This window comes from Enterobacter cloacae complex sp. P38RS (assembly GCF_014930775.1).
Classification (GTDB): Bacteria; Pseudomonadota; Gammaproteobacteria; order Enterobacterales; family Enterobacteriaceae; genus Enterobacter; species Enterobacter bugandensis.
The window spans coordinates 20,314-37,905 of sequence record NZ_JADBRS010000014.1; the positions used below are offsets into that span (position 1 = coordinate 20,314).

Here is a 17,592-nt window from a genome sequence, read left to right on the forward strand (position 1 = left end):
ATGATGTTCCGTTTATATTTACGACGTGAATAATACAATTAAAATAAATTCAGGCTGTTATTAATATGTGATTTTCTACACAAAATGCATTCCGTATTTATCCTATTTTTTAATTGCATTAAGACTCTTCCAATACACATTTAAGGAGTGACGCAATGGAAAATGCAATGGGCAGTATTGTTATTAATCCTTCTGTAAATATGCATGCCGATAAAATGTCGGATGAACATCTTCAAATGTTCGAATCGGTTTTCAATGATATCGACGGCGCGGGCTATACCCCGCTAATGTTTGTCGGTAGCCAGCTCGTGGCTGGCCAACTGCATACCTTTATTGCGCTTCGCCGTTTCATGCATGCAAAGGGGCAGGAAAAATCACTGGTTAAGGTCATTATTTTTCAAAGCCTGAACAATGAGTTGGCTATTCATTCGATCTCAGAATTCTAATCATTTTACTTACGGATAATTATTTAAACTGAAAAGGAAATCATTATGTGGAAATCAGCGAAAAGAGATGAATTTATTCCGTTGGACGCGCCTGTGGCCGGTTATGAAATTGGGGTGCCAGGTATTAAAGGACCTTCACCGTTATTTGTTATTCGCGCAAAACTGAATAATGGTATTCATCCGGGTAAATGGGTGTTCGGCAATACGGCTTGGGTCCCGTGGGGAGGGAGCGAGCACCTGTGTAATGAATTTGAAATTTACGTGGGCGCGTTAAAATGGGTAGACGTTAAGGGGAAAAATTTCCCACCGAATATGGTTGAGGCGGGGCATGAAGCCAATGGTGCTAAGCTCTACGTTGCACGTGCAAAATTCGATAATGGCCTCTTTGTTGGTAAAGCAGGAAGCCACCTTAGCAGAGGATGCTGCATCGGTTATAACGGCAGAGAGTATGAATTAGATACCTTCCAGGTGCTCGTTCACGACTAACCGCAATCATTCATAAAAAAACCCGGCGACCGCCGGGTTTCTTTTTTACATACGTTCTACGGTTTCGATACCCAGGGTATCCAGACCCAGCTTCAGGGTCTTCGCCGTCAGCTGAGCCAGCTTCAGGCGGCTGTTACGCACCGATTCATTTTCTGCAGACAGAATAGGACAGTGCTCGTAGAAGCCGGAGAACAGACCCGCCAGATCGTACAGGTAAGCACACATCACGTGCGGCGTGCCGTCACGCGCGACAACCGTCAGCGTCTCTTCGAACTGCAGCAGACGCGCCGCCAGCTGTGCTTCACGATCTTCCGTGATGGTCACTGTCGCATTCGCCAGCACGCTTTCATCAATGTTCGCCTTGCGGAACACGGAGAGCACGCGGGTATAGGCGTACTGCATGTACGGCGCCGTGTTGCCTTCAAACGCCAGCATGTTGTCCCAGTCGAAGATGTAGTCGGTGGTGCGGTTCTTGGAAAGATCCGCGTATTTCACCGCGCCGATACCGACGGCGTTGGCCAGTTTTTCCAGTTCGTCAGCAGGCATGTCCGGGTTCTTCTCTGCCACCAGGCGACGGGCGCGCTCCAGCGCTTCGTCCAGCAGATCGGAAAGCTTCACGGTACCGCCCGCGCGGGTTTTGAACGGCTTGCCGTCTTTACCCAGCATCATGCCGAACATGTGGTGTTCCAGCGGCACGCAGTCCGGCACGTAACCGGCTTTACGCACGATAGTCCACGCCTGCATCAGGTGCTGGTGCTGACGGGAGTCGATGTAGTACAGCACGCGGTCCGCATGCAGGGTTTCGTAACGGTATTTCGCACACGCGATGTCCGTGGTGGTGTAGAGATAGCCGCCATCCTTTTTCTGGATAATCACGCCCATCGGTTCGCCTTCCTTGTTTTTGTACTCATCAAGGAACACTACCGTTGCGCCTTCGCTCTCCACCGCCAGGTTTTTGGCTTTCAGGTCCGCCACAATGCCTGGCAGCATCGGGTTGTACAGGCTTTCACCCATCACGTCGTCGCGAGTCAGGGTCACGTTCAGACGGTTATAGGTAAGCTGGTTCTGGGACATGGTGATGTCAACCAGCTTGCGCCACATCTCGAGGAAGTATTGATCCCCGCCCTGCAGCTTCACCACGTAGCTGCGCGCGCGCTCGGCAAAGGCTTCGTCTTCGTCATAGTGCTTTTTGGCTTCGCGGTAGAACCCTTCCAGGTCCGCCAGCGCCATTTCACCCGCGTTTTCCTGCTGCTGTTTTTCCAGGTAAGCAATCAGCATGCCGAACTGGGTGCCCCAGTCACCCACGTGGTTCGCGCGGATCACCTTGTGACCGAGGAACTCAAGGGTGCGTACCGCGGCGTCACCGATGATGGTGGAGCGCAGGTGGCCTACGTGCATCTCCTTCGCCACGTTCGGGGCAGAGTAGTCGACCACCACGGTCTGCGCTTCCGGCTGGGAAACGCCCAGACGGTCAGACTTCAGCGCCGCGTCAACGTGGCTCGCCAGGAACGCAGGCTCAAGGAAAATATTGATAAAGCCCGGACCAGCAATTTCGGTTTTGCTGGCAATGCCGGAGAGATCCAGATGCGTCAGTACCTGCTCAGCGAGCTGTCGCGGCGGCATGCCCAGTTTTTTAGCCACTGCCATCACGCCATTAGCCTGATAGTCGCCAAACTGTACTTTTGCTGACTGACGAACCTGCGGTTCGCAATCCGCAGGTGCGCCTGCGGCAATCAGTGCCTGACTGACTTTTTCGGAGAGAAGAGCCTGAATATTCACCTGGATACCTTACGTTTTTGATGCGGGCTTACAACCGCCCGCGCCAGTTAAAGAATTTAGGGCGGGAGTATACTGCAAATGCCTTCTGGCGTCAGCATTGCGGGGCCCGAAGATTGCTCAGAATCCAGGCTAAGAAAGCGTGCATAACCATGCAGTCATAAAAAGCCGGATTCTGCGGTTGGTCAAAACGGGGCAACGGAGTAAATTAGCGGCTTTGCGACACGAAAAGAGACTGACTTATGGCGAACTGGCAATCCATTGACGAACTGCATGATATTTCCGCAGATTTACCGCGCTTCACAAAGGCGTTCACAGAACTTGCCACCCGTCTTGGTCTGGATATCGTGCCGCTTGAGGCGGATCACATTTCCTTACGCTGCCACCAGAATGCCACCGCCGAGCGCTGGCGTCGCGGGTTTGAACAGTGCGGCGAGTTGCTCTCTGAGAACATCATCAATGGACGCCCCATTTGTCTGTTCAAACTGTATGAGCCGGTGAACGTGGCGCACTGGCAGTTCACCGTGGTTGAACTGCCGTGGCCGGGCGAGAAACGCTATCCGCACGAAGGCTGGGAGCATATCGAAATCGTCCTGCCGGGTGAGCCGGAAACGTTGAACGCGCGCGCCCTGGCCCTGCTGTCAGACGACGGGTTAAGCAAGCCGGGGATTTTTGTGAAGACGAGTTCACCCAAAGGCGAGCGCGAGCGTCTGCCTAACCCGACGCTGGCCGTGACGGACGGGCAGGTGACCGTGAAATTTCATCCCTGGACCATTGAGCAGATCGTTGCCAGCGAAGCCTGAGAGTTGTGATTCGTCGCTGAGACACGAAACGAGAGGCGTGCCATGATGGCGCGTTAAGCTGATTTTAAGGAGAAGCAGATGGCGCTGCTGGAGATTTGTTGTTACAGCGTGGCGTGTGCCGTAACGGCGCAACAGATGGGAGCTGACCGGATTGAGCTATGCGCCGCCCCGAAAGAAGGGGGGTTAACGCCTTCATACGGCGTGTTGAAGTCTGCCCGCCAGGCCGTCACCATCCCGGTCCACCCGATTATTCGCCCTCGCGGCGGCGATTTTTGTTACACGGCGGGCGAGTTCAGTGCCATGCTTGAAGATATCGCCCTTGTTCGCGACCTGGGGTTCCCAGGCCTGGTGACCGGCCTGCTTGATGAAGACGGACATGTCGACCTGCCGCGGATGCGTAAGGTAATGGACGCCGCGAAAGGAATGGCCGTCACATTTCATCGTGCGTTTGATATGTGCAAAGATCCCCTGCAAGCATTTGATACGCTTGCCGAACTTGGCGTGGCGCGCGTCCTGACATCGGGACAGCAGTCTTCGGCGGAAAAAGGTCTGCAATTAATTACGGAACTAAAAGCACATTCCGGTGTTCCAATAATAATGGCGGGTGCGGGAGTCCGTGCCAGCAATCTGGAACGGTTTTTAAACGCCGGGGTGGAAGAGCTTCACAGCTCTGCGGGGAAATGGATACCTTCACCCATGCGTTATCGCAATACAGGGCTGTCAATGTCGACGGATGCTGAAGCGGATGAATATTCTCGCTACGGCGTAGAGGGAGAGTCGGTTGCGGAAATGAAGTCGCTGATTGAGCGTCATCACGTGTAGCAACGTACCGATTTTTACCGCGCATCATGTCGCCCAATATGATGCTTGCTTGTACCAGGCCCCTGCAATTTCAACAGGGGCCTTTTTTTATCCCCTCACCCCACAGGGGAGAGGGAAAAACTACGGCTTGGTCGCAATCAACACCGCACGCATCGGTGCAGGATAGCCTTCAACGGTTTTGCTGTGGTCGGCCGGGTCGAGGAACTGCTCCAGCGATTCGGTGATCATCCAGTCGGTGCGGCGCTGCTCTTCGATAGACGTTACGCAAACATCGGCAATGCGCACATCCACAAATCCGCATTTCTCCAGCCAGTTTTTCAGCGCCAGCGCGGACGGGATGAAGTAAACGTTGCGCATCTGCGCGTAGCGATCGCCCGGCACCAGAACCGCATGCTCATCGCCTTCAATCACCAGCGTTTCCAGCACCAGCTCGCCGCCGCTGACCAGCTGATCTTTGAGCTGCCACAGGTGTTCAAGTGGGGAACGACGATGATACAGCACGCCCATTGAGAAGACTGTATCGAACGCTTTCAGGGCAGGGAGCTGCTCGATGCCCAGCGGCAGCAGGTGCGCGCGCTGGTCGTTGCCGAGCAGTTTTCGCACCGCCTCAAACTGGCACAGGAAGAGCTGCATCGGGTCGATGCCGACCGCCAGATGGGCTCCCGCGCCAATCATGCGCCACATGTGGTAACCGCTGCCGCAGCCTACGTCCAGAATGGTGCGCCCGGTCAGGTCGGAAAGGTGCGGCAGTACGCGATCCCACTTCCAGTCTGAACGCCACTCGGTATTGATGTTCACGCCGTACAGCGAGAACGGCCCTTTGCGCCACGGCATTAAATTACGCATCAGCGTTTCGATGCGGTTGATCTGCCCGGCAGGGAGCGGCTCTGCGCTTTCCGCCGTCACGCTGTGCAGTAAATCCAGACGATGCGGCGTCAGCTCCGGCAGATACTCCACGGCATTTGACCACTGCTTTAACAGGCCGTGCTGCTGATCGCGCTGCCAGGCGGCAATCTGCGCCGGCAGGGTCTCCAGCCAGTGGGAAAGATGGTTTTTAGCAATCAGCTGATAAAAGTTGCTGAATTCAATCATGCGGCATCCCCGGCTTTTAGCGCCACCAGAGAGCCAAAGTTAAAGCACTGGAACCACAGTTCGCTGTGCTCAAAACCGGCTTTGTGCAGGCGCGCTTTATGGGTTTCCACGGAGTCCGTCAGCATCACGTTTTCCAGCATGCTGCGCTTCTGGCTGATCTCCAGCTCGCTGTAGCCGTTCGCCCGTTTGAAATCGTGGTGCATGTTGAACAGCAGCTCGCCTACTTTGGCATCCTCAAAGCTGAATTTCTCAGAAAGCACCAGCGCGCCGCCGGGATTCAGCCCCTGGTAAATTTTGTCCAGCAGCAGCTGGCGATCTTCAGGCACCAGGAACTGCAGGGTAAAATTCAGCACTACCATCGAGGCGTTGTTAATCTCGATCTCGCGGATATCGCCTTCCACCACGTCCACCGGAACGGGGGCTTTGTACGCGTCAATATGGCGACGGCAGCGTTCCACCATGGCCGGGGAGTTATCGACGGCAATGATTCGGCAGCCATCGTGATGAATGTTACGACGTACCGACAGCGTTGCCGCGCCGAGCGAGCAGCCCAGGTCATAGACCTGCGTACCGGGTTGAACGAAGCGCTCAGCCAGCATACCGATCATAGAGATAATATTGGAATAACCGGGAACAGAGCGCTGGATCATATCCGGGAAGACTTCGGCTACCCGTTCATCGAAGGTCCAGTCGCCCAGGCTGGCGATAGGCGCGGAAAAAAGCGTGTCGCGATCTGACATAACGTAAAAATCCGGGAAAAATAAAGTGGCGTATTGTGCGCTAATGGAGGGAGAAAACCAACTCCCACGGCATATACCACAGGTTAGCCAGCACCATCAGCAAAAGCGAACACCAGGTCGCGCTCATGCCGGAACGACGCCAGCGGAATAAACGGTGGTGAAAGCCGTAATAATGCATTAACCGGCCAGCAATAAGCATCAGGCCACAAATATGCACCATCCAGGTTTCCGCGCCATTCATCTCCATAAACAGCAGCAGGATGAGAGCAACGGGAATGTATTCCACCGCATTACCGTGAATGCGAATAGCGCTTTGCAGTTCGGAGAAACCGCCGTCGCCGTAAGAGACGCGGTACTGCATCCTGAGGCGCACAACATCAAACGAAAATTTAATCAGCAGTAATGCACCTAACACCGCATACAGCGCGCTGACCATACTAACTCCCTGTTTTTTGGCAGATGGCACTTCACTATGATAGGGGGTGATATCAGAAAAGAGAAGATTGTTGTGGGATGGAAGGGACACTGCCCACGGACGGCACCGCGGCCTGCAAGGCCTGCCACAGAGCATCGACCAGTTCGGGCGCCTGAGCAATATCCGGCGTGTGCAAAAAGAGGTACGGCGTGGTGGTGTGCTCCCAGCTCGCGAGTTTTTGCAGCCAGACGGCGAACATCGCCTGATTTTGCTGCATATTGTCGCTGCCGATGAACCTGACCATCGGGTTCTGTGCGGTCACGATGGCGTGGACCGGCACTTTCGGTTTTTTACGCTGGGCTTCAACGATGGCCTCGTTATGCGGTACCGCGCTGTGCACCGGACGACTGTCGAGGATCACCCGGTTAACGGAACGATCCAGCAGGCCGCGGTTAAGCGCTTTTTCGGCTTCGCCTTTCGCAAAGAAGTCCTGATGTCGGACTTCCACGCCGTAGGTGAATTCGCGGGGCAGGGCGTCCAGGAACTGCCACAGGGCGGGCAGATCGCGCGGGCCAAACGTGGCGGGAAGCTGGAGCCAGTATTGTCCAATTCGGTTCGCCAGCGGCGACATGCGCGCGAAAAATTCTTCCGTTAAGTCCCCGCAGTTGCGCAGCGCGGCCTGGTGGGAAATGGTCGCCGGAAACTTAAAGCAGAAACGGAAATCGTCCGTTGTTTGCTCCCGCCAGCGTTCGACTATCTCGGCTTTGGGCAGTGCATACAGCGTGGTGTTACCCTCGACGCAGTTAAAGTGTCGGGCATACTCTTCAAGGCTGGTAATGCCCAGGCGCACCCATTTCGGGTGCGACCACTGGGGCAGGCCCACGTACATCATAGCGCGCTTAAAATCTCATCCGTGCTGCGCACGCGTCCGATGCGCGGGAAGATATGGGTCATGCTGCCCTGATGCTGCTCCGCGGAAGCCGCGCTGCAGGCATCTTCAGCAATCACCAGATTAAAGCCCAGCTCCCAGGCGTTACGGGCTGTCGATTCCACGCCGATGTTGGTGGATATGCCGCACAGAATAATGGTGTCGATACCGCGGCGGCGAAGCTGCAGCTCAAGGTCGGTCCCGTAGAACGCGCCCCACTGGCGTTTAGTTACTTCGATATCGCTGTCGCGTTTGCCCAGCGACACCGGGTACGTCCACCAGTTTTCCGGCAGGGCATGCGCGGGCGCCTGGGCATCAACGGGCTGTTTTAACGCCTCGGCGAAATCAGCGGACCAGCCGACGCGCACCATGACCACAGTGGCACCGCTGGCGCGGCACTTCTCGGCCAGGCGAGCGGCGCGGCTGACGACTTCGTCCGCTGCGTGTGGGCCACCGGCGAAGGGCAGGATCCCTTCCTGTAAATCAATCACAACAAGCGCGGTTTTGCGGGCATCAAGTGTTAACATCGTCACTCCAGGTAAATTAATCACTTCCGTAACACCTTACGACGTGATGACCTGTTATCGGTCGGATAATTTTGTTAATTTTTGTGAGAATGCGCAATAAGAGTGCAGCAAACGACCGTCTGGCGGTGGTTCGCTCTTATCGTCCGGCGGAATTTCCAGTATAATAGCCGCCTTTTTTCATCCAGTTGTGACATACAGAAAGCTGCGACATAGTAGCCTGCATACCAGGCGACATTTAGCCTGCGGCTAATTAAGGGATATCTCATGCGTACAGAATATTGCGGGCAGCTGCGTCAGTCCCACGTCGGACAGCAGGTCACCCTGTGTGGTTGGGTCAACCGTCGTCGTGATCTTGGTAGCCTTATCTTCATCGATATGCGCGACCGTGAAGGTATCGTTCAGGTGTTCTTCGACCCGGATCGCGCAGATGCGCTGAAGCTGGCCTCTGAGCTGCGTAATGAGTTCTGCATTCAGGTCACCGGCACCGTGCGTGCGCGTGACGAGAAAAACGTTAACGCAGACATGGCGACGGGCGCTATCGAAGTGCTGGCGTCCGATCTGGTTATCATCAACCGTGCCGAAGCGCTGCCGCTGGACTCCAACCACGTCAACACTGAAGAAGCGCGTCTGAAATACCGCTACCTGGATCTGCGTCGTCCGGAAATGGCTCAGCGCCTGAAAACCCGTGCGAAAATCACCAGCCTGGTGCGTCGCTTTATGGATGACCACGGTTTCCTCGATATTGAAACCCCGATGCTGACCAAAGCCACGCCGGAAGGCGCGCGCGATTACCTGGTGCCATCCCGCGTTCATAAAGGCAAATTCTACGCGCTGCCGCAGTCACCGCAGCTGTTCAAACAGCTGCTGATGATGTCCGGCTTCGACCGCTATTATCAAATCGTTAAGTGCTTCCGCGACGAAGACCTGCGCGCTGACCGTCAGCCAGAATTTACCCAGATCGATGTTGAGACTTCCTTCATGACCGCCGAACAGGTGCGTGAAGTGATGGAAGCGCTGGTGCGTAGCCTGTGGAACGACGTGAAGGGCGTTGAGCTGGGCGATTTCCCGATCATGACCTTCGCCGAAGCGGAACGTCGCTACGGCTCCGACAAACCAGACCTGCGTAACCCGATGGAGCTGGTGGACGTGGCTGACCTGGTGAAATCCGTTGAGTTCGCGGTATTCGCGGGACCGGCTAACGATCCGAAAGGCCGCGTGGCTGCCCTGCGCGTACCGGGCGGCGCGGCGCTGAGCCGTAAGCAGATTGATGACTACGGCAACTTTATTAAGATCTACGGCGCGAAAGGTCTGGCCTATATTAAAGTGACCGAGCGTGCGAAAGGTCTGGAAGGGATCACCAGCCCGGTGGCGAAATTCCTGAACGCGGACATCGTGGAAGCGATCCTTGAGCGCACCGGTGCGCAGGACGGCGACATGATCTTCTTCGGCGCAGACAACAAGAAAGTCGTTGCGGATGCGATGGGCGCGCTGCGTCTGAAGCTCGGCAAAGACCTGAACCTGACCGACGAAAGCAAATGGGCGCCGCTGTGGGTTATCGACTTCCCGATGTTTGAAGACGACGGTGAAGGCGGCCTGACCGCGATGCACCACCCGTTCACCTCGCCAAAAGAGATGACGGCGGCAGAGCTGAAAGCGGCGCCGGAAGAGGCAGTGGCAAACGCTTATGACATGGTTATCAACGGCTATGAAGTGGGCGGCGGTTCCGTGCGTATTCACAGCGGTGAAATGCAGCAGACCGTGTTCGGCATTCTGGGTATTAACGAGCAGGAGCAGCGCGAGAAGTTTGGCTTCCTGCTGGACGCCCTGAAGTACGGCACGCCTCCGCACGCGGGTCTGGCCTTCGGTCTCGACCGTCTGACCATGCTGCTGACCGGCACCGATAACATTCGTGACGTTATCGCCTTCCCGAAAACCACTGCCGCAGCGTGTCTGATGACCGAAGCGCCAAGCTTTGCCAACCCGGCAGCGCTGGCCGAACTGGGCATTGAAGTGGTGAAGAAGGAAGAGAAAAACTGATATGGCATATAAGCTTCCCGTTTCTGTCCTGGTGGTCATTTATGCAGAAGACACGAAGCGGGTGCTGATGTTGCAGCGGCGCGACGATCCTGATTTCTGGCAGTCGGTTACCGGCAGCCTGGAAGAGGGGGAGACCGCGCCGCAGGCCGCCGCGCGTGAAGTAAAGGAAGAGGTCACCATTGACGTTGCTCATGAGCAACTGACCCTGAAGGACTGTCAGCGCACGGTGGAGTTTGAAATTTTTAGCCATTTACGTCATCGCTATGCGCCGGGCATTGAGCGCAACACGGAGTCGTGGTTCTGTCTCGCGCTCCCCCATGAGCGGGAGATCGTGTTTACCGAACACCTGAACTACCGCTGGGTGAACGCGGCGGATGCCGCCGCACTGACCAAGTCGTGGAGCAACCGGCAGGCGATTGAAGAATTTGTAATTAACGCGGCCTGAGAAGGCGCGATTTTTGGAGAACTTTTTATGGCAGGTCATAGTAAGTGGGCCAACACCAAACACCGTAAAGCGGCACAGGATGCCAAGCGCGGTAAGATCTTTACCAAAATCATTCGCGAGCTGGTGACAGCAGCGCGTCTGGGCGGCGGCGACCCGGCTTCTAACCCACGCCTGCGCGCGGCGGTAGATAAAGCGCTGTCTAACAACATGACGCGTGACACCCTGAACCGTGCTATCGCACGCGGCGTGGGCGGTGATGAAGACGCGAACATGGAAACCATCATTTATGAAGGTTACGGCCCTGGCGGTACTGCGGTGATGGTTGAATGCCTGTCTGACAACCGTAACCGTACCGTTGCGGAAGTGCGCCACGCGTTCACCAAAACCGGTGGCAACCTGGGCACTGACGGCTCCGTAGCTTACCTGTTCAGCAAAAAAGGCGTCATCTCTTTCGAGAAAGGCGACGAAGATGCGATCATGGAAGCGGCGTTAGAAGCGGGTGCGGAAGACGTGGTGACCTACGATGATGGTGCCATTGACGTCTACACCGCGTGGGAAGAGATGGGTGCCGTGCGCGATGCGCTGGAAGCGGCGGGCCTGAAAGCGGACAACGCTGAAGTCTCCATGATCCCGTCCACCAAAGCGGATATGGATGCAGAAACCGCACCGAAACTGCTGCGTCTGATCGACATGCTCGAAGACTGCGACGACGTGCAGGAAGTGTACCACAACGGTGAAATCTCTGATGAGGTTGCAGCGACTCTCTGATGAGAGCCTGTAAACCGTTTACGGGAGACGCGTGATGTCGATTATCCTCGGGATTGACCCCGGCTCGCGCGTCACCGGGTATGGCGTTATCCGTCAGGTGGGACGCCAGCTAACCTACCTCGGCAGTGGATGCATTCGCACCAAAGTGGACGATCTGCCGTCGCGCCTCAAGCTTATTTATGCGGGCGTATCGGAGATCATCACCCAGTTTCAGCCAGACTATTTCGCCATTGAGCAGGTCTTTATGGCGAAGAACGCGGATTCGGCGCTGAAGCTCGGTCAGGCGCGTGGGGTGGCCATCGTGGCTGCGGTGAACCAGGATTTGCCGGTATTCGAATACGCCGCGCGCCAGGTTAAGCAGACGGTGGTGGGCATCGGTAGCGCGGAGAAGAGCCAGGTGCAGCACATGGTGCGCACCCTGCTGAAGCTTCCCGCGAACCCGCAGGCCGACGCCGCCGATGCGCTGGCGATTGCAATTACCCACTGCCACGTCAGCCAGAACGCGATGCAAATGAGCGAGTCGCGGCTCAATCTGGCGCGAGGCAGGTTACGATAATCAGAAATCAGGCTGGATAAACATCCAGCCTTTTTTTATTATGTCGGCAGTTAATTTCTCCCAGAACGCAGGAGCGTCACGTGATAGGCAGACTCAGAGGCATCATCATTGAAAAACAACCCCCGTTAGTGCTGCTGGAAGTGGGTGGCGTGGGCTATGAAGTCCATATGCCGATGACCTGCTTCTACGAGCTGCCGGACGCGGGCAAAGAGGCGATTGTCTTTACCCAGTTTGTGGTGCGTGAAGACGCTCAGCTGCTGTACGGCTTTAACAACAAGCAGGAACGCACCCTGTTTCGCGAGCTGATTAAAACCAACGGTGTGGGGCCTAAGCTGGCGCTGGCGATTTTGTCCGGCATGTCCGCTCCGCAGTTTGTGAATGCCGTTGAGCGCGAAGATCCCGCGGCGCTGGTTAAGCTTCCGGGCATTGGTAAGAAAACCGCAGAGCGTCTGATAGTTGAGATGAAAGACCGCTTTAAAGGTCTGCACGGCGATCTGTTCACTCCGGCTGCCGATTTGGTTCTGACTGCTCCGGGTGCGCCTGCCTCTGATGATGACGCCGAGCAGGAAGCGGTTGCCGCGCTGGTGGCGCTGGGCTATAAACCTCAGGAGGCCAGCCGGATGGTGAGCAAAATTGCCAAACCGGACGCCAGCAGTGAAACTCTGATTCGTGAAGCGCTGCGCGCTGCATTGTGAGGTAAAGGATGATTGAAGCAGACCGCCTGGTATCGGCAGGCACCCTTCAGGCAGAAGACGTGGTGGATCGTGCGATCCGCCCGAAGCTGCTTGATGAGTACATCGGCCAGCCGCAGGTACGTTCCCAGATGGAGATTTTCATCCAGGCGGCAAAGCTGCGCGGCGATGCGCTCGATCACCTGCTGATTTTTGGCCCGCCGGGATTAGGGAAAACTACCCTGGCGAATATCGTCGCCAATGAAATGGGCGTCAACCTGCGTACCACCTCCGGCCCGGTGCTGGAGAAAGCGGGCGATCTGGCGGCGATGCTGACCAACCTTGAACCGCATGATGTGCTGTTTATCGATGAGATCCACCGCCTGTCACCGGTGGTGGAGGAAGTGCTCTATCCGGCGATGGAAGATTACCAGCTGGATATCATGATCGGCGAAGGCCCGGCCGCGCGCTCCATCAAAATCGATCTGCCGCCGTTTACCCTGATTGGCGCCACGACCCGCGCCGGGTCGTTGACCTCTCCGCTGCGCGACCGCTTTGGCATCGTTCAGCGTCTGGAGTTTTATCAGGTACCCGATCTTCAGCATATCGTGGGGCGCAGCGCGCGCTACATGGGGCTGGATATGAGCGAAGAGGGGGCATATGAAGTGGCGAAACGTTCCCGCGGTACGCCGCGTATTGCCAACCGCCTGCTGCGCCGCGTGCGTGACTTTGCTGAAGTGAAGCACGATGGTTCGATTTCCGCCGAGATCGCCGCCCAGGCACTGGATATGCTGAACGTCGATGCTGAAGGCTTTGACTATATGGACCGCAAACTGCTGCTGGCGGTGCTGGACAAGTTCTTCGGTGGCCCGGTCGGGCTGGATAACCTGGCGGCGGCAATTGGCGAAGAGCGTGAGACGATCGAAGATGTGCTGGAGCCGTATCTGATCCAGCAGGGCTTCTTACAGCGTACCCCACGTGGTCGTATGGCGACGGTGCGGGCGTGGAATCATTTCGGTATTACGCCGCCCGCGATGCCGTAAGTAGCGATAAATGGTAGCCCCGGTAAGCGAAGCGCCACCGGGGACATGCTCACTACTGCGCGGTCTTTTTCATCATACTGAAAACAAACAACACCGCCGCGCTCAAGACCACCGACGGCCCTGCTGGCGTGTCATAAAACGCCGAAAAGGTTAACCCGCCCGTGACGGCGATCATCCCGATAACCACCGCGATACCGGCCATCTGCTCTGGCGTACGTGCAAAACGGCGCGCCGTGGCGGCAGGGATGATCAGCAGCGATGTTATAATCAGCGCGCCGACAAACTTCATTGCGACACCAATCGTTAACGCCGTCACCAGCATCAGCAGCAGCTTCACGCGCTGCAGCTTCACGCCGTCGACAAACGCCAGATCCGGGCTGACGGTCATTGCCAGTAAATTCCGCCACTGCCACAGCAGAATACCCAGTACCACCACCACGCCAATGGCGATCGCGATGAGATCGTCAGGCGTTACGGCCAGCAGATCGCCGAACAGGTAGGCCATCAGGTCAACGCGGATATTTGACATCAGGCTAACAACGACCAGACCCAGCGACAGCGCGCTGTGCGCCATGATGCCAAGCAGCGTATCAATCGCGAGGTGAGGGCGCTTCTCCAGCCAGACCAGACCGGCTGCCAACAGCAGTGTGACCACAATTACCGCGTAAAAGGGATTCACATCCAGCAGCAAACCAAAGGCAACGCCCAGCAGCGACGCATGCGCCAGGGTATCACCGAAGTAAGACATTCTGCGCCACACCACAAACGAGCCGAGTGGGCCTGCGGCGCAGGCAAGCATAACCCCGGCCAGCCAGCCGGGCAGTAACAGTTCAATCATGAGTGTCCATTTCCCCGACGCAGAACGATTCGTCCCTGCAAATCATGGCGGTGATTATGATGATGGCGATAAATGCCAAGCTGTTCAGCGCCGCGAGGGCCGAACATGGAGATAAATTCCGGGTGCATTGAGACCACTTCAGGCGTGCCGGAACAGCAAATGTGATGGTTGAGACACAGCACTTCGTCGGTTTTCGCCATCACCAGATGCAGGTCATGGGAGACCATCAGCACGGCGCAGTTCAGTTCGCGGCGCAGCTGGTCGATCAAATCATAAAGCGCGACCTGACCATTGACGTCCACGCCCTGGGTTGGCTCATCCAGCACCAGCAGCTGCGGGCTGCTCAGCAGCGCACGGGCCAGCAAAACGCGCTGCGTCTCACCGCCGGACAGCTTCTGCAACGGCGCGTCGATAAGGTGGCCCGCCTGTACGCGCTTCAGCGCCGGGAGAATATCGGCTTTTCGCGTGCCCGGACGCAGACGCAGAAAACGATTTACCGTCAGCGGCAGGGTGGCGTCCAGATGTAATTTTTGCGGCACATAGCCGATCCGCAATTTTTCCTCGCGCGTGATTACACCTTCATCCGGTGTAACCAGACCCAGCACCACGCGCACCAGAGTGGATTTACCTGCGCCATTGGGGCCGAGCAGCGTCAGAATTTTTCCAGGCTTGAGATCCAGCGATACGTCAGAGAGGACGCGGCGCTGGCCAAAGGAGACCGAAATATTGTCGAGAGAAACCAGAGTCGTCATGTCAATTTAAGCTTGAAGAAGTCAACGAATGTTATAATATCACATTCCACGCATTCACTACGATGATTAGTCGCATTATGTTACATAAAAATACGCTTCTTTTCGCAGCATTATCCGCTGCCCTTTGGGGAACAACCGCACAAGATGTTAACGCCGCCGTTGTTGCTTCGCTTAAACCGCTTGGATTCATCGCGTCGGCCATTGCCGATGGGGTAACGGAAACCCAGGTTCTGCTCCCTGACGGGGCCTCAGAGCATGACTATTCTCTGCGTCCGTCTGATGTAAAACGCTTACAAAACGCAGACTTAGTTGTCTGGATTGGTCCGGAGATGGAAGCATTCATGCAGAAATCCGCCAAACAGATTGCTGATGAAAAACAGGTCGCGATTGCCGGGCTTTCCGGCGTGAAACCGTTGCTCATGAAAGGGGCGGATGATGACGGTGACGAACATGACCATCACGCTGCAGAGGGTGAAAAAGGTGATGGAGATCACCATCACGGCGAGTACAACATGCATCTCTGGCTATCCCCAGAGATAGCGCGGCTTTCAGCGGTTGCAATCCATGACAAATTAGTGGAACTTATGCCGCAAAGTCGAGCCAAACTAGACGCCAACCTGAAGGATTTTGAGGCACAATTAGCCGCAACCGATAAGCAGGTAGGTAATGAGCTCGCACCGTTGAAAGGAAAAGGGTATTTCGTTTTTCATGACGCCTACGGCTACTACGAAAAACACTACGGCCTGACCCCGCTTGGGCACTTTACCGTCAACCCTGAAATTCAACCTGGTGCGCAGCGTTTACATGAAATCAGAACACAGCTGGTTGAGCAGAAAGCGACATGCGTTTTTGCTGAGCCACAGTTCAGGCCAGCGGTCGTAGAAGCCGTGGCCAGGGGAACATCCGTGCGCATGGGAACCCTTGACCCGCTAGGTACGAATATCCAGTTGAGCAAAGCGAGCTATTCGCAGTTCCTCAGCCAACTGGCGAACCAGTATGCGAGCTGCCTGAAAGGAGATTAACGAGGAAGTGAATACGTGCAACAGATAGCCCGCTCTGTCGCCCTGGCATTTAACAATCTGCCTCGACCCCACCGCGTTATGCTGGGGTCGCTTACAGTTCTCACCTTAGCGGTCGCCGTCTGGCGGCCCTATGTTTACCACCCGAGTTCTGCCCCTATCATTAAAACCATCGAGCTTGAAAAGAGCGAGATCCGCTCTTTGCTGCCTGAAGCCAGCGAGCCTATCGACCAGGCCGCTCAGGAAGATGAAGCTATCCCTCAGGATGAACTGGACGATAAAACCGAGAACGAAGCGGGGATCCACGAATACGTTGTCTCTACCGGTGACACGCTGAGCAGCGTGCTCAACCAGTACGGTATCGACATGGGCAATATCAGCCAGCTGGCCGCTGCGGATAAAGACCTGCGTAACCTGAAAATCGGGCAACAGCTCTCCTGGACATTAACGGCGGATGGCGATCTTCAGCGTTTGACCTGGGAAATGTCCCGCCGCGAAACCCGCACCTATGACCGCACTGCAAACGGTTTCAAAATGACCAGTGAAATGCAGAAAGGCGACTGGGTTAACAGCGTGATGAAAGGTACCGTGGGCGGAAGCTTTGTTTCCAGCGCCCGTGATGCGGGCCTGACCAGCGGTGAAATCAGCGCGGTGATCAAAGCCATGCAGTGGCAGATGGATTTCCGTAAGCTGAAGAAAGGCGATGAGTTTTCCGTCCTGATGTCCCGCGAAATGCTGGACGGCAAGCGCGAGCAGAGCCAGCTGCTGGGGGTGCGTCTGCGCTCCGAGGGAAAAGATTACTACGCAATTCGCGCTGAAGACGGCAAGTTCTATGACCGTAGCGGTACGGGCCTTGCAAAAGGCTTCCTGCGTTTCCCGACGGCGAAACAGTTCCGCGTCTCCTCTAACTTTAACCCGCGTCGTCTGAACCCGGTTACCGGGCGCGTTGCGCCTCACCGCGGGGTAGACTTCGCGATGCCGCAGGGCACGCCGGTGCTGTCCGTTGGCGATGGCGAAGTGGTGATGGCAAAACGCAGCGGTGCTGCGGGCTATTACGTGGCTATCCGTCACGGTCGTACCTATACCACCCGCTATATGCACCTGCGCAAGCTGCTGGTCAAACCGGGGCAGAAAGTGAAACGCGGCGACCGTATCGCGCTCTCCGGCAACACCGGACGCTCTACGGGCCCGCATCTGCACTATGAAGTGTGGATCAACCAGCAGGCCGTGAACCCGCTGACGGCCAAACTGCCGCGCACCGAAGGCCTGACAGGTAAAGATCGTTCCGATTACCTGGCGCAGGCGAGAGAGGTGATACCGCAGCTGAGCTTAAACTAAGCTCTCTGTTTTGTGAAAAAAGCCGGTGTCAGCATGCGCCGGCTTTTTCTTTTGTGCGTGGGCGACTGCCTCGCTACACTATCTGAATAA

At 56.1% G+C, this 17,592-nt stretch carries 20 protein-coding genes; 12 read left to right on the plus strand and 8 right to left on the minus strand.

Annotated elements, in window-relative coordinates; translation table 11 throughout:
• Positions 1 to 155: 155 nt before the first annotated feature.
• The gene (locus IM303_RS15900; RefSeq protein ID WP_192987288.1) at positions 156 to 446 is read left to right on the plus strand and encodes a hypothetical protein; all 291 of its coding nucleotides are present in this window, start codon (positions 156 to 158) and stop codon (positions 444 to 446) included.
• Positions 447 to 491: 45 nt separating this feature from the next.
• Positions 492 to 932: a DUF3421 domain-containing protein gene (locus tag IM303_RS15905; RefSeq protein ID WP_028013636.1), complete on the plus strand. Its 441-nt coding sequence runs from the start codon at positions 492 to 494 to the stop codon at positions 930 to 932.
• A 45-nt stretch (positions 933 to 977) separates the two neighbouring features.
• Here IM303_RS15905 and argS read toward each other — a convergent pair whose 3' ends face one another.
• On the minus strand, positions 978 to 2,711 hold the full coding sequence (gene argS / locus IM303_RS15910) for an arginine--tRNA ligase (RefSeq protein ID WP_028013635.1): 1,734 nt from the start codon (positions 2,709 to 2,711) through the stop codon (positions 978 to 980).
• Between the two features lie 239 nt (positions 2,712 to 2,950).
• Here argS and IM303_RS15915 point away from each other — a divergent pair, with 239 nt between their 5' ends.
• Together IM303_RS15915 and cutC are read left to right on the plus strand one after the other, a co-directional pair.
• A complete protein-coding gene (locus IM303_RS15915) occupies positions 2,951 to 3,511 on the plus strand; it encodes a VOC family protein (protein WP_193360079.1) in 561 nt (186 codons plus the stop codon).
• Between the two features lie 78 nt (positions 3,512 to 3,589).
• Entirely contained in the window at positions 3,590 to 4,333 is a 744-nt protein-coding gene (gene cutC, locus IM303_RS15920) for a copper homeostasis protein CutC (protein WP_028013633.1), read from the plus strand.
• 120 nt (positions 4,334 to 4,453) lie between these two features.
• Here the strand turns inward: cutC and cmoB are convergent, their stop codons facing one another.
• From cmoB to IM303_RS15945, 5 genes are read right to left on the minus strand one after another with little or no spacing between them, the layout of a single operon-like run.
• On the minus strand, positions 4,454 to 5,425 hold the full coding sequence (gene cmoB, locus IM303_RS15925) for a tRNA 5-methoxyuridine(34)/uridine 5-oxyacetic acid(34) synthase CmoB (protein WP_028013632.1): 972 nt from the start codon (positions 5,423 to 5,425) through the stop codon (positions 4,454 to 4,456).
• Positions 5,422 to 6,165 (minus strand): carboxy-S-adenosyl-L-methionine synthase CmoA, encoded by a 744-nt coding sequence (cmoA, locus tag IM303_RS15930; RefSeq protein WP_045260318.1) that lies wholly within the window; start codon positions 6,163 to 6,165, stop codon positions 5,422 to 5,424. The genes cmoB and cmoA overlap by 4 nt, the downstream gene beginning before the upstream one ends.
• A 40-nt stretch (positions 6,166 to 6,205) precedes the next feature.
• On the minus strand, positions 6,206 to 6,601 hold the full coding sequence (locus IM303_RS15935; RefSeq protein ID WP_028013630.1) for an MAPEG family protein: 396 nt from the start codon (positions 6,599 to 6,601) through the stop codon (positions 6,206 to 6,208).
• A 52-nt stretch (positions 6,602 to 6,653) separates the two neighbouring features.
• Positions 6,654 to 7,472, minus strand: a complete 819-nt coding sequence (locus IM303_RS15940) for a DUF72 domain-containing protein (protein WP_193360080.1) — start codon at positions 7,470 to 7,472, stop codon at positions 6,654 to 6,656.
• Positions 7,469 to 8,035, minus strand: coding sequence for a hydrolase (locus IM303_RS15945; RefSeq protein WP_048998641.1), 567 nt, complete (start codon positions 8,033 to 8,035; stop codon positions 7,469 to 7,471). The genes IM303_RS15940 and IM303_RS15945 overlap by 4 nt, the downstream gene beginning before the upstream one ends.
• Positions 8,036 to 8,299: 264 nt before the next feature.
• Between IM303_RS15945 and aspS the strand changes: the two genes are divergently transcribed.
• The 6 genes from aspS (at position 8,300) to ruvB (ending at position 13,555) form a co-directional block, all read left to right on the plus strand.
• Positions 8,300 to 10,072, plus strand: a complete 1,773-nt coding sequence (gene aspS / locus IM303_RS15950) for an aspartate--tRNA ligase (protein ID WP_028013627.1) — start codon at positions 8,300 to 8,302, stop codon at positions 10,070 to 10,072.
• A gap of 1 nt (position 10,073) precedes the next feature.
• On the plus strand, positions 10,074 to 10,517 hold the full coding sequence (gene nudB, locus IM303_RS15955) for a dihydroneopterin triphosphate diphosphatase (RefSeq protein WP_059353978.1): 444 nt from the start codon (positions 10,074 to 10,076) through the stop codon (positions 10,515 to 10,517).
• A gap of 27 nt (positions 10,518 to 10,544) precedes the next feature.
• Positions 10,545 to 11,285, plus strand: coding sequence for a YebC/PmpR family DNA-binding transcriptional regulator (locus IM303_RS15960; protein ID WP_003859747.1), 741 nt, complete (start codon positions 10,545 to 10,547; stop codon positions 11,283 to 11,285).
• A gap of 34 nt (positions 11,286 to 11,319) precedes the next feature.
• A complete protein-coding gene (gene ruvC / locus IM303_RS15965) occupies positions 11,320 to 11,841 on the plus strand; it encodes a crossover junction endodeoxyribonuclease RuvC (RefSeq protein WP_003859749.1) in 522 nt (173 codons plus the stop codon).
• Between the two features lie 80 nt (positions 11,842 to 11,921).
• A complete protein-coding gene (gene ruvA, locus IM303_RS15970; RefSeq protein ID WP_028013624.1) occupies positions 11,922 to 12,536 on the plus strand; it encodes a Holliday junction branch migration protein RuvA in 615 nt (204 codons plus the stop codon).
• 8 nt (positions 12,537 to 12,544) lie between these two features.
• Positions 12,545 to 13,555: a Holliday junction branch migration DNA helicase RuvB gene (gene ruvB / locus IM303_RS15975; RefSeq protein ID WP_028013623.1), complete on the plus strand. Its 1,011-nt coding sequence runs from the start codon at positions 12,545 to 12,547 to the stop codon at positions 13,553 to 13,555.
• A gap of 52 nt (positions 13,556 to 13,607) precedes the next feature.
• Here ruvB and znuB read toward each other — a convergent pair whose 3' ends face one another.
• Together znuB and znuC are read right to left on the minus strand one after the other, a co-directional pair.
• Entirely contained in the window at positions 13,608 to 14,393 is a 786-nt protein-coding gene (znuB, locus tag IM303_RS15980; protein ID WP_041909449.1) for a zinc ABC transporter permease subunit ZnuB, read from the minus strand.
• Entirely contained in the window at positions 14,390 to 15,145 is a 756-nt protein-coding gene (gene znuC / locus IM303_RS15985; RefSeq protein ID WP_028013621.1) for a zinc ABC transporter ATP-binding protein ZnuC, read from the minus strand. The genes znuB and znuC overlap by 4 nt, the downstream gene beginning before the upstream one ends.
• A gap of 77 nt (positions 15,146 to 15,222) precedes the next feature.
• On the opposite strand from znuC, the gene znuA reads away from it, so the two are divergent.
• Together znuA and mepM are read left to right on the plus strand one after the other, a co-directional pair.
• Positions 15,223 to 16,167, plus strand: a complete 945-nt coding sequence (gene znuA / locus IM303_RS15990) for a zinc ABC transporter substrate-binding protein ZnuA (RefSeq protein ID WP_028013620.1) — start codon at positions 15,223 to 15,225, stop codon at positions 16,165 to 16,167.
• A 15-nt stretch (positions 16,168 to 16,182) separates the two neighbouring features.
• On the plus strand, positions 16,183 to 17,502 hold the full coding sequence (gene mepM, locus IM303_RS15995) for a murein DD-endopeptidase MepM (protein ID WP_028013619.1): 1,320 nt from the start codon (positions 16,183 to 16,185) through the stop codon (positions 17,500 to 17,502).
• Positions 17,503 to 17,592: the final 90 nt, after the last annotated feature.

Bases quoted from the DNA above. Each gene is read 5' to 3' on its own strand.
- IM303_RS15900 (WP_192987288.1), top strand. From the start codon at position 156: ATGGAAAATGCAATGGGCAGTATTGTTATTAATCCTTCTGTAAATATG.
- IM303_RS15905 (WP_028013636.1), top strand. From the start codon at position 492: ATGTGGAAATCAGCGAAAAGAGATGAATTTATTCCGTTGGACGCGCCT.
- IM303_RS15915 (WP_193360079.1), top strand. From the start codon at position 2,951: ATGGCGAACTGGCAATCCATTGACGAACTGCATGATATTTCCGCAGAT.
- cutC (WP_028013633.1), top strand. From the start codon at position 3,590: ATGGCGCTGCTGGAGATTTGTTGTTACAGCGTGGCGTGTGCCGTAACG.
- cmoB (WP_028013632.1), bottom strand. From the start codon at position 5,425: ATGATTGAATTCAGCAACTTTTATCAGCTGATTGCTAAAAACCATCTT.
- cmoA (WP_045260318.1), bottom strand. From the start codon at position 6,165: ATGTCAGATCGCGACACGCTTTTTTCCGCGCCTATCGCCAGCCTGGGC.
- IM303_RS15935 (WP_028013630.1), bottom strand. From the start codon at position 6,601: ATGGTCAGCGCGCTGTATGCGGTGTTAGGTGCATTACTGCTGATTAAA.
- IM303_RS15940 (WP_193360080.1), bottom strand. From the start codon at position 7,472: ATGATGTACGTGGGCCTGCCCCAGTGGTCGCACCCGAAATGGGTGCGC.
- IM303_RS15945 (WP_048998641.1), bottom strand. From the start codon at position 8,035: ATGTTAACACTTGATGCCCGCAAAACCGCGCTTGTTGTGATTGATTTA.
- aspS (WP_028013627.1), top strand. From the start codon at position 8,300: ATGCGTACAGAATATTGCGGGCAGCTGCGTCAGTCCCACGTCGGACAG.
- nudB (WP_059353978.1), top strand. From the start codon at position 10,074: ATGGCATATAAGCTTCCCGTTTCTGTCCTGGTGGTCATTTATGCAGAA.
- IM303_RS15960 (WP_003859747.1), top strand. From the start codon at position 10,545: ATGGCAGGTCATAGTAAGTGGGCCAACACCAAACACCGTAAAGCGGCA.
- ruvC (WP_003859749.1), top strand. From the start codon at position 11,320: ATGTCGATTATCCTCGGGATTGACCCCGGCTCGCGCGTCACCGGGTAT.
- ruvB (WP_028013623.1), top strand. From the start codon at position 12,545: ATGATTGAAGCAGACCGCCTGGTATCGGCAGGCACCCTTCAGGCAGAA.
- znuB (WP_041909449.1), bottom strand. From the start codon at position 14,393: ATGATTGAACTGTTACTGCCCGGCTGGCTGGCCGGGGTTATGCTTGCC.
- znuC (WP_028013621.1), bottom strand. From the start codon at position 15,145: ATGACGACTCTGGTTTCTCTCGACAATATTTCGGTCTCCTTTGGCCAG.
- znuA (WP_028013620.1), top strand. From the start codon at position 15,223: ATGTTACATAAAAATACGCTTCTTTTCGCAGCATTATCCGCTGCCCTT.